At 66.1% G+C, this 14,968-nt stretch carries 18 protein-coding genes and 1 pseudogene; 11 read left to right on the forward strand and 8 right to left on the reverse strand.

The annotated features are described in order from the left end of the window. Positions 1-57 precede the first annotated feature (57 nt). The 3 genes from CXQ91_RS14820 to CXQ91_RS14830 all read left to right on the forward strand — a co-directional run bounded on the left by CXQ91_RS14820 (position 58) and on the right by CXQ91_RS14830 (position 3,856). Positions 58-1,152, forward strand: a complete 1,095-nt coding sequence (locus CXQ91_RS14820; protein ID WP_104174672.1) for a LacI family DNA-binding transcriptional regulator — start codon at positions 58-60, stop codon at positions 1,150-1,152. A 136-nt stretch (positions 1,153-1,288) separates the two neighbouring features. Further along, positions 1,289-2,824, forward strand: a complete 1,536-nt coding sequence (locus CXQ91_RS14825; protein WP_104174673.1) for a glycoside hydrolase family 32 protein — start codon at positions 1,289-1,291, stop codon at positions 2,822-2,824. Positions 2,825-3,040: 216 nt separating this feature from the next. Next, positions 3,041-3,856, forward strand: a complete 816-nt coding sequence (locus CXQ91_RS14830) for a hypothetical protein (protein ID WP_146072345.1) — start codon at positions 3,041-3,043, stop codon at positions 3,854-3,856. Here the strand turns inward: CXQ91_RS14830 and CXQ91_RS14835 are convergent. Then, complete coding sequence (locus CXQ91_RS14835) at positions 3,825-4,439, reverse strand: thymidylate kinase (protein WP_181038901.1); 615 nt, start codon at positions 4,437-4,439, stop codon at positions 3,825-3,827. The two genes, CXQ91_RS14830 and CXQ91_RS14835, sit on opposite strands and share 32 nt — an antisense overlap. Positions 4,440-4,634: 195 nt before the next feature. On the opposite strand from CXQ91_RS14835, the gene CXQ91_RS25295 reads away from it, so the two are divergent. Beyond that, positions 4,635-5,111: a hypothetical protein gene (locus tag CXQ91_RS25295; RefSeq protein WP_258073999.1), complete on the forward strand. Its 477-nt coding sequence runs from the start codon at positions 4,635-4,637 to the stop codon at positions 5,109-5,111. Positions 5,112-5,156: 45 nt separating this feature from the next. Here CXQ91_RS25295 and CXQ91_RS14845 read toward each other — a convergent pair whose 3' ends face one another. Beyond that, positions 5,157-5,561: a DUF5997 family protein gene (locus tag CXQ91_RS14845; protein ID WP_104174676.1), complete on the reverse strand. Its 405-nt coding sequence runs from the start codon at positions 5,559-5,561 to the stop codon at positions 5,157-5,159. 165 nt (positions 5,562-5,726) lie between these two features. On the opposite strand from CXQ91_RS14845, the gene CXQ91_RS14850 reads away from it, so the two are divergent. Beyond that, positions 5,727-6,476, forward strand: a complete 750-nt coding sequence (locus CXQ91_RS14850; protein WP_181038896.1) for a LysR family transcriptional regulator substrate-binding protein — start codon at positions 5,727-5,729, stop codon at positions 6,474-6,476. Positions 6,477-6,516: 40 nt separating this feature from the next. Here the strand turns inward: CXQ91_RS14850 and CXQ91_RS14855 are convergent, their stop codons facing one another. Then, positions 6,517-6,852: a hypothetical protein gene (locus tag CXQ91_RS14855; protein WP_104174677.1), complete on the reverse strand. Its 336-nt coding sequence runs from the start codon at positions 6,850-6,852 to the stop codon at positions 6,517-6,519. Between the two features lie 9 nt (positions 6,853-6,861). Continuing rightward, on the reverse strand, positions 6,862-7,962 hold the full coding sequence (locus CXQ91_RS14860) for a LacI family DNA-binding transcriptional regulator (RefSeq protein WP_258074000.1): 1,101 nt from the start codon (positions 7,960-7,962) through the stop codon (positions 6,862-6,864). A 28-nt stretch (positions 7,963-7,990) separates the two neighbouring features. Here CXQ91_RS14860 and CXQ91_RS14865 point away from each other — a divergent pair. Both CXQ91_RS14865 and CXQ91_RS14870 read left to right on the forward strand, forming a co-directional pair. Further along, positions 7,991-8,269, forward strand: a pseudogene (locus CXQ91_RS14865) (gfo/Idh/MocA family oxidoreductase); the annotation flags it as partial. Beyond that, positions 8,266-9,183 (forward strand): sugar phosphate isomerase/epimerase, encoded by a 918-nt coding sequence (locus CXQ91_RS14870; RefSeq protein ID WP_104174678.1) that lies wholly within the window; start codon positions 8,266-8,268, stop codon positions 9,181-9,183. The pseudogene CXQ91_RS14865 and the gene CXQ91_RS14870, both read left to right, overlap by 4 nt. 25 nt (positions 9,184-9,208) lie before the next feature. Here CXQ91_RS14870 and CXQ91_RS14875 read toward each other — a convergent pair whose 3' ends face one another. Then, the gene (locus CXQ91_RS14875) at positions 9,209-10,429 is read right to left on the reverse strand and encodes a glycerate kinase (protein WP_104174679.1); all 1,221 of its coding nucleotides are present in this window, start codon (positions 10,427-10,429) and stop codon (positions 9,209-9,211) included. Between the two features lie 67 nt (positions 10,430-10,496). On the opposite strand from CXQ91_RS14875, the gene CXQ91_RS14880 reads away from it, so the two are divergent. Continuing rightward, the gene (locus tag CXQ91_RS14880; RefSeq protein WP_104174680.1) at positions 10,497-11,081 is read left to right on the forward strand and encodes a GntR family transcriptional regulator; all 585 of its coding nucleotides are present in this window, start codon (positions 10,497-10,499) and stop codon (positions 11,079-11,081) included. Positions 11,082-11,088: 7 nt separating this feature from the next. Here CXQ91_RS14880 and ykgO read toward each other — a convergent pair whose 3' ends face one another. From ykgO to CXQ91_RS14895, 3 genes are all read right to left on the reverse strand, one after another. Next, on the reverse strand, positions 11,089-11,211 hold the full coding sequence (gene ykgO, locus CXQ91_RS14885) for a type B 50S ribosomal protein L36 (protein ID WP_011693081.1): 123 nt from the start codon (positions 11,209-11,211) through the stop codon (positions 11,089-11,091). Between the two features lie 53 nt (positions 11,212-11,264). Next, entirely contained in the window at positions 11,265-12,377 is a 1,113-nt protein-coding gene (locus CXQ91_RS14890) for a GTP-binding protein (protein WP_104174681.1), read from the reverse strand. A gap of 74 nt (positions 12,378-12,451) precedes the next feature. Then, on the reverse strand, positions 12,452-13,102 hold the full coding sequence (locus CXQ91_RS14895; RefSeq protein ID WP_104174682.1) for a TetR/AcrR family transcriptional regulator: 651 nt from the start codon (positions 13,100-13,102) through the stop codon (positions 12,452-12,454). A 117-nt stretch (positions 13,103-13,219) separates the two neighbouring features. Here CXQ91_RS14895 and CXQ91_RS14900 point away from each other — a divergent pair, with 117 nt between their 5' ends. From CXQ91_RS14900 to CXQ91_RS14910, 3 genes are all read left to right on the forward strand, one after another. Beyond that, positions 13,220-13,915, forward strand: a complete 696-nt coding sequence (locus CXQ91_RS14900) for a DUF4386 domain-containing protein (RefSeq protein WP_104174683.1) — start codon at positions 13,220-13,222, stop codon at positions 13,913-13,915. 84 nt (positions 13,916-13,999) lie between these two features. Then, positions 14,000-14,431 (forward strand): DUF3592 domain-containing protein, encoded by a 432-nt coding sequence (locus CXQ91_RS14905; protein WP_104174684.1) that lies wholly within the window; start codon positions 14,000-14,002, stop codon positions 14,429-14,431. A 12-nt stretch (positions 14,432-14,443) separates the two neighbouring features. Continuing rightward, positions 14,444-14,857 (forward strand): DUF3592 domain-containing protein, encoded by a 414-nt coding sequence (locus tag CXQ91_RS14910; RefSeq protein ID WP_104174685.1) that lies wholly within the window; start codon positions 14,444-14,446, stop codon positions 14,855-14,857. The last annotated feature ends 111 nt before the right edge of the window (positions 14,858-14,968 follow it).

Here is a 14,968-nt window from a genome sequence, read left to right on the forward strand (position 1 = left end):
CCGGGACGAATAAGCCGAACGTAGTATCACCACCAACACCATGACGTGGGAGACCAAATGACCAATAGATCAGTCGGCATCAAGGATGTGGCGGCCGCGGCCGGGGTCTCTGTCACGACCGTCTCCCACGTCCTCAATGACGTTGCCTACGCCCGGGTGGGCGCAGGAACAAGGGAACGGGTCCACGAGGCAGCCCAACGGCTGGGTTACGGGCCCAACCGGCTCGCCCAGGCCCTGCGCACTCAACGCTCCGGGATGATCGGGTTCATCAGCGAGGAAATTGCCACCACCCCGCACGCAGGCAGGATCATCCTCGGGGCCGAGGAAACGGCTCGGGCCCGCGGGTACCGCATCATGATCATCAACTCCACCAGCACCAGCTCCCAGGATTCCAAGGAGAGCCAGGTGGCGGATCTGCTGGACCGGCAGGTGGACGGCATCCTGTACGCCACGATGTATCACCGGAAGCTGGCTGTCCCCATGAACCTGGCCGGACTTCCGGCGGTCCTGGTGGACTCCGAAGACATCAGCCACACTGTTTCCTGCGTCATCCCCGACGAAATGGGCGGCGCAAGGTCGGCCGTGCAAACCCTGATCGACGCCGGGCACACCCGGATCGGCATGCTCAACAACACTGATGACGTGCCGGCAACATACTCCCGGCTCAGGGCCTTCAAGGACACGCTGGCAGATGCCGGGCTGCCGTTCCACGAAGAACTGGTCCAGTCCGAGCTTTCGGAGGTGCCTGGCGGCCACCAGGCGGCCCTGCGCCTGCTAAAACCTGAAAGCCGGCCCACGGCCGTGTTCTGCTACAACGATCGCATGGCCATGGGCGCCTACCGGGCGGCCCGGGAACTTGGTCTTACGATTCCGGACGACATTTCCGTGGTCGGTTTCGACAACCAACAACTCATCGCCGAAAACCTCTACCCCGCGCTGACAACCGTCACCCTGCCCCACTACGAAATGGGCGCATGGGCAACCGAAAACCTGATCGACGCCATCGAGGGAAAAACGGACCTGCAGCTGTTCGCCGCTCACCCAACCGCTCTTCCCTGTCCCATGGTTCTTCGCGATTCCGTCGCCTCCCCAAGACATCAGGGCGCTTCGAGTGGAGCAGCACTGGACTCACCTACGCTCGCCAACACCTGACCTCGAGCGCGTCCAGTAAAGGGATGCGCCCAACCTTCCAAGGACCTCGAATGCACAGCTCCCCAGTTCCGCCACGCCCTGAAACGGATGTCGTCGTCGGCGACTCGGCGCGCCCAGACTTCCCGAAAGAACTCCGATGACTGAAACAACAACGCACCCTGCCGGCCCCGCCGAAGAAACAGCCCCCAACTTCCGGCCGATACTTCACTACACAGCCAAGAACACTTGGCTGAACGACCCCAACGGACTCGTGTGGCACCAGGGTCTCTACCACCTCTTCTACCAAAACAACCCCTTCGGCAACGTCTGGGGCAACATGTCCTGGGGACATGCCACCTCAACTGACCTTCTGCACTGGACCGAACACCCGGTTGCCATCGCCTGCGACGAGGAAGAAGACGTCTTTTCAGGCAGCATCGTGGTGGACCACGGCAATACATCGGGATTCGGCACAGTGGAACATCCGGCCCTGGTGGCCATCTACACGAGCGCCTTCAAGGAAGGATCGGTGCACCAAGGGACACAGGCCCAGTCCCTCGCCTTCTCCACGGACGCCGGCATGACGTGGATCAAATACGCAGGCAACCCGGTGCTTGGCCGCGGCTCGGCCCATTTCCGGGACCCCAAGGTCTTCCGCCACGACGGACCGGCCGGTTCCTGCTGGGTCATGGTGGCGGTGGAGGCCCAGTACCAGCAGGTTGTGCTGTACCGCTCGGCCAACCTCAAGGACTGGGAATACCTGAGCACCTTCGGCCCTGCCAATGCGGGCGGCGGTGAATGGGAGTGCCCTGACCTGTTCCCGCTTCCCGTCGACGGAGACCCGGGCAACGTCAAGTGGATCCTGGTGGTCAACATCAACCCGGGTGCCGTGGCCGGCGGCTCGGGAGGGCAGTATTTCGTGGGGGACTTCGACGGGATGGAGTTCACCGCCGACCCTGATTCGCTGGTTCAGGCGGATTCGCACGGGAACACGGATCTCAGACACTGTCTGTGGCTCGACTGGGGACGTGACTACTACGCCGCCGTTTCCTTCAGCAATGCGCCGGAGAACCGCCGCATCATGATCGGCTGGATGAACAACTGGGACTATGCCAACTCCTTGCCCACGTCTCCGTGGCGCTCCGGGATGTCTCTTGCCCGCGAGGTCGAACTCGTGACGGTGGACGGTTTGCCGCGCCTGGTGCAGCGCCCGGTGCTGCCGTTGGGCTGTGGGGAGCCGGCCCGCATCATCCGGGACCTGGAACTTCACGATTCCGCCTTGGAACTGCCAGACGCGGTGCCCGGATCAGCCCAGCTGATCGAGGCCGAGATCCTGCCCGGCACGGCCCGGACCGTTGCTTTCAGGCTTCTCGGCGCAGCGGGCGGGAGCGCCGCGACGGTTCTCAGCTTTGATGCCGTGACGAGCCGGCTCAGCCTGGATCGCCGCAACTCCGGAAACACCGCCTTCCACGGAAAGTTCGCGTCGGCTGAGTCGGCACCCGTGAAGCTCGACGGCGGCGTGCTAAGGCTGCGTGTGATCGTCGACCAGTGCTCGGTGGAGGTCTTCGCCCAGGGCGGCAGGGTTGTCCTGAGCGATCTGGTGTTCCCACTGTCCGGGAACCGGGGCACCGACGTGCGCGTGGAAGGCGGCACGGCCATTGTGCGGAAACTGGCCGTCACGGCCTTGTCCTAAAGACACCACCGCTTGCGGCTCCCACCCACGGCCTGTTCAACGGTCCGAAACGGGAGCACAATGAGTCCACCTTTACCTTGGTGGTGATGACGCGTGGCGCTGGCAGTCGTGGTTGTTTGCACGTTCTTGCTGCTCGTTGCCGTGGCAATGGTCATCGCTTGGGGAGGACGCTCCGTAAGGGCGCCCGTAGGGCCCGCGTCGACGGCGGATCTTCCCGTGCCTTCATCAGTGCCCGCACGGGACGTCGTCGTGGAGGCCCAGGTTTCCGCACTGCGCCGCTACCTCTGGTGGGCCAACGTGGCAACGGTGGCCGCCTTCGCATCCGGGATCCTGGTGGCGTGGGCCGGCGGCAGGCTGGTGATGCGCATCCTGGCCGCCACCTCCCCGGCGTCGGCCCAGGGGCGACTGACCGAGGCCCAGGCCAACGTGGGTTTCCCCACCATTGAGGGCAGCATCGCCCTACTGTTCTTCGGGGGACTCCCGGCCGGCTTCGCCGCCGCGTTCATCTATGTGCTGCTCCGCCGTTGGCTCCCCGCCGGAAGGTGGGCGGGACCGGTGCTTGGAGTGCTGCTTCTCCTGGTCTTCGGCGCCTCCGTGGAACCGTTCCGGGCCGACAATATCGACTTTGCGATTGTGGGGCCGGGCTGGCTGTCCGTGGCGCTCTTCTCCGCGCTGGCCGTCCTGCACGGTGCCGTCGTGGCCGCAGTGGCGGGCGCGTTCAGCGGGCGCCTTCCGCTGCCGTCCCGACAGAACTGGAAGTACTACCTGCCGCTGCTGGCGGCCGTCCTGTTCGTGCCCGCGGGCGTGGTGCTCGGCATCGGTGCGCTGGTGGTCATGGTGTGGGCCCAGCTGGCTGCAGTTCTACGGGCAATGCGGCTGCGTGCCGGCCGCGGGACGCGTGCGGTCAGGCCGCCAGATGTCGCCCGCCGCGGAGGGGCCGTTGACTGGGCAGGGCGCGGGATTCTCGGCGTGGCAGCGGTGACGGCCTTGCCTCTCTTCGTCACTGCAGTGACGTCGATTGTCTCTCGCTGATCGGCCCTGCCCCTGCGGCGGCACCGTTGATTGCATCAGTGAGTGCCTCCAACACCTCGTTTTGGGCGCCGCCGGCATCGATCCGGAGGAATCCGGGGAACTCCGGAAGTGCACGGTAGCCCTCGCTGAGCGCTGTCAGTTCCTCGAGTGTTTCAGTGTCGGTCCCGCGCAGCAGAATGCGTTCCAGTGCCTGTTCCGGAGCTAGGTCGAAGTGGATCACGAGGTTCGGTTTGGGCAGGCGCCGCAGGAGCCAGGGAAGGAACCGGCCGCGCGGAATCCCGCGGACGCTGCGCAGCCCAAGCTGGCAGTAGACGTGGCGGTCCATGACCACCAGGCCGGTAAACCTGCTGGCGCGGGTATGTGAAACCACCACGTTGAAGGTCCGGATCACGGTTTCCAGGGCATCCGCCAGCCGGGGGCTAAGGGGGATTCCGGAGCGGGCCGACCACTGCGTTAGGTTCCGGCGTCCGGCATGATTGCGCAGGAGCAGCGCCTTGCTGCCGGCCAGACGAGCGGCTTCCACGGCTCCGCGGGCGGCAGTGGTTTTTCCGGCACCGTCAATTCCGGTCAGGACAATCAGCAGGGGTGGCTCGTTTCGTCGGGCGGCAGCTCGTGCGCCGCAATCGGGTGTTGGAGGTTGTGTGTCGGGAGCGGGGGCGGGGGCTGGCGCCAGGGTGTCACGAATCTTGTTCGCTGTTCGCCGTCCGGATTTCATCCGCCGTTAATGGCGGCCTTCTAGTGTGGTTCCTCAGTCACCATCCGCTAGAAGGGATCCATCATGGCCGATATTGCCGCTGTGCTGGGACGGCTCACCCCGGAAGAGCTCGACGAGCTCCGGGCCCTTGGTCCCCAGGGGCATCTGACCAAGCAACTCATCGATGCCCTGGACAGGGCGGCCGGCGGGTCAGGTGCGGGCCGAGGGTATTACGTGCCCACCGGGAGCGTGAGCGCAACGGGCGGACCGCATCTTGTGCTGCGCAGCGACGTTTCCGCCTGGCTGTTCGGAGCAGCCCCGCAGATTCCGCACGGACAAGCTGTGGACGCCGCAGCCGGGACGTTGCCGACAGGAACCGACTGGTCCGAGCTGCGACCCGGCGACAGGGTGTCCATCGTGCGCGGCAACCGCGTTACGGCGTCGGGCATCGTGGACACCATGACCGAGGATGCCTCCACGGTGTGGGTGCTCTTCGACGGTGTTGCACCGCGGCGCATGTTCCACCGAGGCGACCCGGACGAACTGCGCCCCGTGCGCTAGTTTCCCCGTCAGCGGGGTTTGTCCTTCACACCGCGGCTACGGGACCTACTCGGCCTTGGCGCGGGCTTTCTTGGCGTCCTTCTTGGCGGCCTCGTCCTTCACCCGCTGGGCTTCGGCGCGGACTGCGGCGTGCGTGGAGCGCTCGGTGACCAACCAGGCCGGGGGCGCCTGGAGCAGCGCGGTGATTTCCGCCGACGTGAGGGCTTCCTCGACGCCGCCGCGTGCCAGGCCGCTGATGGATACGTTCAGCTTCTGTGCCACCACCGGGCGGGGGTGCGGGCCGTTGCGGCGGAGTTCGGCCAGCCACTCCGGCGGGTTGGCCTGGAGCTCGGCGAAATCGGCGCGGGTGATAACCGAATCCTGGAACTCCTGGGGTGTTGCGGGCAGGTATATGCCAAGCTTCTTGGCAACGGTGGCCGGCTTCATGGACTGGGAGTTTGCAGAGGTCATACTTCAAGGGTATCCGGCGGGCCGCCTGCAAGGCACCAATACAGCACCAATACAGCACCAACGCAGTACCAATATCGCCCCAGCGCAGTACCAGCCTGCACCAACCGGGCACCGTGCAGCCCTCGCCGCGGGGCCATCCTCGAGCTCTGGCGGTACTGTGAACGTGTGTCCGCTGAAGAAGAAATCCCGCAAGCACCCGCACCTTCGGAACCGGAAGGGCGGGGGCTGTGCTTCGCGTACGTTGCCGGCGTGACGCCGGGGAAATGGATCCGGCGCTGGGAAGAGCGGATGCCGGACGTTCCGCTGAGCTCCTTTATGTCCGACGACGGCGCGCAGCTGTCAGTCCTGCGCGACGGCGCCGCGGACCTCAGTTTCGTCCGCCTCCCGGTGGAGCGCGAGGGCCTGAACGTGATTCCCCTGTATGAAGAGCAGCCTGTGGTGGTTGCCCCCAAGGGCCACGAAATTTCGGTGTTCGAAGAGGTGGCGCTGGCCGACCTTGCAACGGAAACGTTCCTGGACGTGACCGGGCTTGGCGGCCCGGAAATGGCGTTGCAGGTGGTTGCCTCCGGCGCGGGGCTCGCCATTCTGCCGATGTCGGTTGCGCGCCACTTCAACGTGAAAGACACGGTGGCGCGGAAGCTCACCGGCGCCCCGACCACGCAAATTGCGCTTGCCTGGTCCAGCGAGCCCAACGACCATGCACCGGACGAGGTGATTGAGGAGTTCATCGGGATCGTCCGCGGGCGGACCGCCCAGAGCTCCCGCCAGCCGTCGGCGCAGGTTGAGAAGCCCAAGAAGGAACCGAAGCCGGACCGGCGGGGGACCGGTGTCAAGAAGCCCAAGGTTGCACAGCGCTACGCCCCCAATCCGGACAAAGGCCGCGGGAAGGGTTCACGCAAGAAGGGAAAGCGCTAAGGCTCTGCCGTAGGCTGCGCAGTTTTGGACGCCGCGGCCCTTAGGCGGTGCAGGCGTCCTTCAGGGCCGTGACGGACTCAGCGGGGACCTGGTCGCCGGCTTCGGCGATCTGCCGCAGGGGAGTGGTGATCTCCGACGGCACGCCTGCGGTCTCCGCGCCGGCCACAAGGCCACCCAGCACTTCCTTGTCCTTGACGCTGACGAGCCCGTCTTCCACGAGTGCGCAGATCTGGCCCTTGACCTGGTCGGCGGCTGCGGTGGCAACCTGGGATGCTCCGTCGTTCACGGCTTTTTCGGCTGTTTCCTGAACCTGGCCGCAACCGGTCAGCACAACGATGAGGGCGGCAAAGGACAGGGCGGCGAGGCTGGATTTCATCCTCCCACCCTAGCAAGGGCGCCTGTGCGTCGACTGAACCGGGCGCCGGCGGACCGAACCTACGGCGCCTGGGCCGCCCGGGCCGCCTGCCGCCTGCGTCAGGCGGAGACGCGGCCCGTGGTGCCGCGCACGATCAGGGCGGGCTCGATCAGCTTGCGGCCGGGTCCGAGGGCGGGGTCCCGGATCCGTGCCAGCAGGGTGTCTGCGACGTCGACGCCCACCAGGTCGCTCCGGTTGTCCACGGACGTGAGGTCCAGGTACCGGGACTTGGCCAGCTGGGAGTTGTCGTCCGATCACCGAAAGGTCTTCCGGTACGGATAGGCCCCTGGCCTTCGCGGCCGCGAGGGCACCGAGGGCCATGGTGTCGTTTGCGGCGAACAAAGCAGTGGTGTCGGGTTGGTGGTCGAGCACCCAGCACGCGGCCGTGTAGCCGTCCTCCTCCGACGTTCCCTGCGATTCGCCCGCGATCCGGACCTTGAGCCCGGCTTCGACGATGCGTTTGCGGAAGCCCGCACGCCGGTGCGCGGCGGCTCCGTCCGAACCGGAAAGGTGCCCGATGCGGGTGTGGCGGAGCTCCAGCAGGTGGCTCGCCGCCAAGCGGCCGCCGCCGTCGTCGTCGTTCGTGATGAGGTCGGCACCGGCCGGAACACCGTGACGCCAGCCTGCGACGACGGTGGGAACCCAGGTGCCCGAGAGCATGGCCTCGCTGGGTTCGGCGGCGATCACGAGGCCCGCGACGTGCATGGCGAGCAGGCCGTCCGTCGCCTCCTTGATCCGGTTCTGCCCGGGGCGCGAGTCCGCCACCGTGACCTGGTAGCCGTGCACCGACAGCGCGGATTCCATGCCGCGCAACAGATCGACGAACCACGGGTTCCGGAAGTCGTCGATCACGAGCCCGATGCTCTTGGTCTGGCTGCTTGCCAGGGCTGTTGCGGCGCGGCTGGGCCGGTACCCAAGCTCGGTCATGGCGGCCAGCACGGCCTCCCGGCGCTTGTCGCCGACCTTCGATGGGTTCTGCAGGACCAGTGACACCAGCGACGGGGAGACGCCGGCATTTTTGGCGACGTCGTAGATCGTGGGCCGGCGGGACCGGGGGGTGTTCAGGGTCATGGGAGAGCCTTTCGTGTCTCGTTATCGAGACGGATCCGGCAACGAGAACGGCTACCGCCAGGTGATCCTCGGCCCGGGCCACCCCTACATCGCCGGCGGTCTGGCCATGGACGCCCCCGAAGTCGGCTTCGGCCAGAACGACGCGTTCGGGTACCAGGCCCGCGCGTTCCTCGAAGAGGTCGCCGGCCTCAGCGAAGAAGAATCCCTGCCCCGCTGCGCCAGCTTCGATGAAGGCGCGCGCAACATGGAACTGCTCGGCGCCGTCACGGAGTCCGCGCTCAACAACGGAAAGACGATCACGCTATGAAACTGGGCGTCTACAACGCAATCCTGCACGACCGGCCGCTTCCCGAGGCCCTCAAGGTCATCGCCGTTCTCGGGCTGACCGGCATCGAAATCAACACGGGCGGATTCCTGCCCGCCGTCCACGTGCCCAACATGGACCAGATCCTGGAAAGCGACGCGGCCCGCGACGACTACCTGGCGGTCTTCGAGGGGACGGGCGTCGCGATCGCCGGCCTGAACTGCAACGGCAACCCGCTGCACCCGAAGCGTGATATCGGCGAGAAGCATGCCGAGGACATCCGCCGCTCCATCCGGCTGGGACAGGACCGCGTGGTGACCATGTCCGGCCTGCCCGGCGGCGAGCCCGGGGCCACCACGGTCAACTGGGTGGTCAACGCCTGGAATTCGGCTGCCCCGGACGTGCTCGACTACCAGTGGGGCATCGCCGCCGATTTCTGGAAGGAAACCGACCGCCTCGCGGCCGACCACGGCGTCAAGGTGGCCCTTGAACTGCACCCGCAGAACATCGTGTTCAATACCGCCGATGTCCATAAGCTCATCGAGCTCACCGGCGCGACCCATGTGGGCGTCGAACTGGACGCCTCGCACCTGTTCTGGCAGCAGATGGATCCGGTCGCGGTGGTCCGTGAACTTGGTCCGCTGGTCTTCCAGGCCGCTGCGAAGGACGTCCGCGTCAACACCGGGAACGCCGCGCTCTACGGTGTCCTGGACAACAGCTTCCGCCGGCTCTCGCCGGAGGAAAACCGCACCAACCTCGGCGGCGACGAGTGGGCCAACGAATGGCCCAAGAACTCCGCCTGGGACTTCGTGGCACTCGGCCGCGGGCACGACACCGCCTACTGGACCGAGTTCCTGCGGGACGCTGACGCGGCGCTGACTGCGTCGCATGCAGAGGCGCTGCACCTCACGTCGTAAGCGCCCGGCGTTTGCCTGCTAACGGCTATTCGGTAGCAAACGCCTGGCCGTGTGCACTGACGTGCTGCACGATGTTCCGGCCAGCCTGTTGCAGGGCTTCGGCTGCCAGGCCGGGGTCCCGGGACGTGTCGTGTGCAGTGATGTCAGTAAGGGCCACGACTCCGGACAGGCCCAGATCGCTGGCTGCTTCCCCGTCGAGCATCGAGGTGCCGACAGCCGCCCACACCGGCGTGCCTGCGGCGCGCGTGCAGACGGCGGAGATGAGTTTGCCGTCCGATGTCTGGGCATCGAGGCGGCCTTCCCCGGTCACCACCAGGTCTGCCTGCTGCGCGTGCTCATCAAAGCGCAGGAGGTCGAGGAAGTAATCCGCTCCGGAGACGAGTGATCCGCCCAGAAGCAGCAGTCCGAAGCCGATGCCTCCCGCGCTGCCCGCACCCGGAGTGCCGGCGAGGGCCTCGGCGTCGATCCCCGGAAGCGGCCGGCAGGCGTTGACCAGGCCGTCCAGTCCCCGGTCCAGCAGGGAGACCTGGGCGGCATCCGCCCCTTTCTGCGGCCCGAAAACGTGTGCGGCCCCCTGCAGTCCCCGGAGCGGGTTGGTGACGTCGCTGGCGCCGACGATTGCTGTTCCGCCGAAATTGAAAACGCCGCCCAGGTCCACCTGGACGATCCGGTCCAGTGACCCGCCGTCCGGTTCCACGGGGTTCCCGTGGGCATCACGGAATTCCGCGCCCAGGGAGGCCAGCATTCCGGCGCCGCCGTCGGTGCTGGCGCTCCCGCCCAGGGCCGCCACGATTCGTTGCGGCTTGAGCTGCGCCGCTGCCAGAATCGCCTCACCCAGGCCGCGGCTGGAAGCCGACAAGGGACGAAGCGCTCCCCGCAGCGTGGCCAGGCCGCACGTCCCGGACACCTCGACGACGGCGGTGGTCCCGTCAAACGCGATCTGCGCCTCCGTCATTTCTCCGTCAGCGCCGGTCACCTCGGCTGTTCGCGGCTGTGAGCCGGCGAAGACCGCGGCCTCGACGCTGCCGTCCCCGCCGTCGGCCAGTGGCAGGACGGTGACCTTAAGGCGGGTGCCGTTTGCAGCGGACTCGATGCCTGAGCGGATGGCGTCAGCGACGCCGATCGCGTTCAGGCAGCCCTTGAATTTGTCCGGTGCAATCAGGATGCGGACCGGGCGCGCTGCCTCCGGCAGGGCCTCGGCGCGGGAATCGTCGGTTCCGTGGGTGGTCTTGGCGGATTGCAGCATGCTGGTGGTCTCCGGTGTGGTCGGTGGATGGGGTTTTGGCTATCGGCTGCCTTGGATTGTCTAACAAGTGGCCGCCCGGTACGAAGTCGCCAGGCCTACAGCGAAGGCCGCGATAGAAAAACTTGTTTCCGAGTCGCTCCTGGAGCGCCGCACGAATAAGACAGCAAAAGTCATGACGCTGGGACCGGATGACGTCAGGGACATCTACCTCACCCGGGCACGGCTGGAGAAGGCCGTGTTGCTGGAGCTGGCGGAGTCCCGCACCGTGCCGCCGGCCGCCGTCGCCGCCCAGCGCGACCTGGAGAGGATTGACTCGGGTTCCGGCCTGGACACGGTCGACCCGGACATGCGGTTCCACATGGCGCTCGTGGACAGCATCGGCAGCCCGCGGACCAGCCGGATGTACGAATCGCTCGTCTCGCAGGTGAGGCTCTGCATGGCACAGGTACAAGGTTTGGAACTGGTCCAGCCCGAGCGAATTGTCAGGGAGCACCAGCACCTGCTCGACCTTATCGAGGCCGGCGACGGGCCGGCTGCCACCGCCTTCCTGGATGAGCACCTGAGCCGGCCCCGGGAACGCCTGGTCGCAGCCGTGGGCGGCGTGCCCGGTCCTGAGGCCGACCTCGGGTCGTCGCTGGACGCGCAGGGCTAGGCAGGCCCTAGCCCTGGCGGGCCTTCATCCGGGGATTCTTCTTGTTGATGACGAAGGTCCTGCCGCGGCGCCGCACGATCTGCGCCCCCGGTATCTTCTTCAGTGCCCGCAGTGAGTTCCGTACTTTCATGGGTGTTTCTCCTTTTACTTGGGTGGGGGAGTCGGGGTTGTGGCCTGCCTCGGTTAGGAGGTCAGGGTGAAGTCGAACGGGTCGGGCAGGTCCGCGGGGCGCGCGTCCATTTCGGCGTCGGTGAGCTGGCAGTCCTCAAGCAGCCGGGCGAACTCCGCCGGGTCGAGGTGTTCACCGGTTGCCGCGATGACGGTTCCGCGATCGCCATGGTCGGAGTGCCAATCCAGGGAGGGCTCGCGGTCCGTTGCCCCACTGGCCGGGGGCTGCGCCGTTTGATCGGCCAGCCAGGGGCCGGTGTTTTCGAGCCAGACGCGGGGTCCGATTCCCTGGATGGCGATCCTGCAGTCCGGGGCTGTCGCGATCCACAGCCGGCCGCGCAACCAGCAGCACCCCTCGGCCAGCCTTGCCAGGGCGTCCCGGAAGCGTTCGGCGTGGAGTGGGCGCTGGACTCTCTGCGTGACCGTGACGAACGGTGAGGCGGGCGCCTGGGCCGGAGTGCGCACGGACCCGGCGATGGTCCTGCCCATGGCCTCTGCATAGTTGTGGCTGCCGCGTCGTGCGGCATCCGCGCCGTCAGCGATGCGCGCGTGCGGTGCTAGCTCGTTGAGCAATTGCACGCCACGGGCGCGCTGGTCCGGGTTCACCGGAACGAGCAGTGGATCGGCCATTAGGACGGTGTCGCTGAAGGCGAGTTCACCGATCAGGAACTCTCCGGGCGTGCGCTGGTCCTCCGGCGTCGGGGTGAACCCGGATTCAAACAGGGTGTGGTGGTCCCAGATATGGTCCTCGAGGGAATCCGGTGCGCACACCACCATCACTGAACCGACGGTGAACTGGCTCGTCAAACCCTGTTTCAGGGCGCTGACCGCCGCCGCGGCGGGGACTGCGGGCGGCAAAGCAATGACGATGTGCTCCTCGCCGCGGGCGAGCAGGCGTTCGACGGTCGGGACCACATCCAGGCGCACCGTGCAGCTCAGGCATCCGTGCTCCAGGCGGGTCTCCTCACGGTCCACAGGGGCGTTGGGGCCGAAGACGCGGCGGACGACGACGCCGTCGTCCAGCAGGTCATGCACAACGAGCATGGCCGCAGGATGGGCAGCGGCCAGCATTTCGCAGGCGCGCTGGCGGCACAGGACATCGAGGGAACTGACAACAGTAAGAAGCATGCGTCCACTCTAAATGAGAATGGTTCGCATTTGCAACTGTCCCTTCGACCCTTCATTATGGGAGCGTCGTGGTTCTATTCGGCGTCGCGGGCCCTTTCCAGGCCGTCAAGAACCAGGTCAAGCCCAAAAATGAACTCGCCGGCGAAGCTGTAACCCGGCTGCAGAACATGCTGGGACGTGAGTTCGGCCAGGTGGGGGTATTCATTCGCGGGCAGGTGCGCGAGCATCACCTGCGCCATCGCAGCCGCCTGCTCTCCGGAGTCGAACGGCAGGCCCTTTTCCTGTTTCGCGAAGCCGTAGATATACGCGTCCAGGACCGAGAATGCGTGTGCCGTCATCGCGACGGAGAATCCCCCGCGCCTAAAGGTACCGAGCACGCGGTCGTGGTGCCTTAGCGTGGCGGGGCCCGGGTTGGTGCCCGAATCCATGAGCCCATTCGCCCAGGGGTGGCGCGAAAGCATCTCCCGGACTGACAGCGACCGCTTCCGCAAAGCTGGTTTCCAGTCATCGGCGGGAGGCGGCAGTTCGATTTCGGCAAAGACGGCGTCGATCATGCCGTGCAGCAAATCCCCCTTGTTGGAAACGTGGTTGTAGAGCGACATCGCTTCCACGCCGAGCTCCACGCCGAGCTTCCGCATGGTGAGCCGCTCGATGCCTTCGGCATCGGCCAGCCGGATGGCCGTCCCGAGCACGCGCTCCCGGTTGAGCCGCTCCCGCGATTCCATCACTGGCTCACTTCGTGGCGCCATTCCCTACCCTCCTGACTACTGCCCCTTGACCCGCTTACATTGTAAGCGTACCTTTCACTTACACCGTAAGCTTACAACGTAAGGAAGATCATCATGAGTTCTTTGGTAGTTCCCCCGCTTCAGAAGCTGCAGTACGGGCCGCTCGACTTTCGCCGTTGGACACAGGGCACGGCGAGCCTGGTCTCCGGCGTCGGGCTCGCGGCCATGGCTGCGCTGATGATTGCCGGCTACTTCGGCGGCATCGTCCCGCTGGTCACTGCCGGAGATGCGGCCGGGACGGCCGCGGACATCTCCGGCTCGCCGGCGCTGTTCCTCGGTGGCGTGGCCTGCATCTTCGTCGTCACCCTGCTGGACATCGTGGTCGCGGCCGCCTGGTATGCACTGTTCAAGCCAGTGAATCGCAGGCTGTCCGCTGTTGCGGCGTGGATCCGCGTCATCTTCGCCGGACTGTTCATGCTGGCTGCGGGCCATCTGGTGAGTGCGTTCAGCCTCCTCGGCCAGCCGGATCTGGCGCTGCAGGCGATTCGGCAGTTCAACAGCATGTGGCTCATCAGCCTCGGTCTCTTCGGCATCTATCTCTTGCTGATCGGCTACCTGGCAGTGCGCTCCGGATTCATGGCCAGGGTCTTCGGCATCCTGTTGGCGATCGCCGGGCTCGGGTACGTCGCGGACGCTGTTGGAACTGCATTCAGCCTGGACTTCCCGGTCGTCTTCGGTTCATCCGGATTCGTGGGCGAAGTTGCCGTCATCTTCTGGCTCCTTATCAAGGGCCGTCGCCTCGCGGCCTAGCTCCGTTCTTCGGTCCGATCAGTTCGGTCCGCGGCGGCGTCCGTAGGATGGCATACTTCTTGGTGACTGGAATCTGGGGGACATATGACGATCGAGCCGTACCTGATCTGGGCGCTGTTCGTTGGCGGCGCCACCTATTCATTTGTCCGCGTTGTGCGGAAGGCCAGGCGCCATGAACGGTTGACTGCCGGCTGGCCAAGGGTCCGGGCCATTGTCACCGGAAGTGTGGCTGGATGGAGCAACGGGGCCGGTGGCACGAGCAATCGCCGTCGCTACTTCCCCACCTACCAGTTCGCGGACTCCCACGGGACACTGTTTGCCGGCGAATCCGAGGTCTCTTCCGCCGGCCAGCCTGTCCCGGGAACGTTCGTAGAGGTGACGTACAACCCCCTCAACCCGAACCAGTCATTCCAAGTCTCGTCCCAGAACAGAATCGCTATCGGGTGCCTCATGGCGTTCTTCGCGGTGTTCGCGGTTGTTTCGTTCGTGTTTATCACTCTCTTCGGGCGGGGCTGAGGCGTGGATCCCATGACATCGCCGTTCGTGCTGCTGCCCGGATTGATGATGGTGCTGGGCCTGGTCCCGGCGGGTCTGTCCCTGGTCGCGTCATTCCGACGGCGGCGTTTGTTCCGCGGCTGGGTGCCGGCGCAGGCCACCGTCACCGGAAACCTGCACGGCACAGACGGCCCAGCCAGCAGCGGCACGCACCGCTATGCCCCGTCCTACGCGTTCCAAGACGCCCACGGCCAGCGGTGGCTGGGCCAGGCGGATATCTACGGCCCGGACCAGGAGATCATCGGCACTACCATTCCAGTGATCTACAACCCGGCCAACCCCGCTGAATCTACGCGCCCGGCCCATTTCGCCAAAGGCCGCTTGGCGACAGGCCTCCTCGTGGCCGGCTTCGGGGCTGCGGCAATGTTTGGGGCGCAGCTCCGCTAGGTGCAAGCCCAAGCCTGTCGGCAGGCCTTCCTGCAGAACGTGGGGCTGGGCGGCAACGTCCTCTTGCGCTGATGCGGGAGCCTGGGGCCCGCAGGCTGGAAGCCGGCTGTG

It is taken from the genome of Arthrobacter sp. Y81 (assembly GCF_002929335.1).
Taxonomy (GTDB): Bacteria; Actinomycetota; Actinomycetes; order Actinomycetales; family Micrococcaceae; genus Arthrobacter.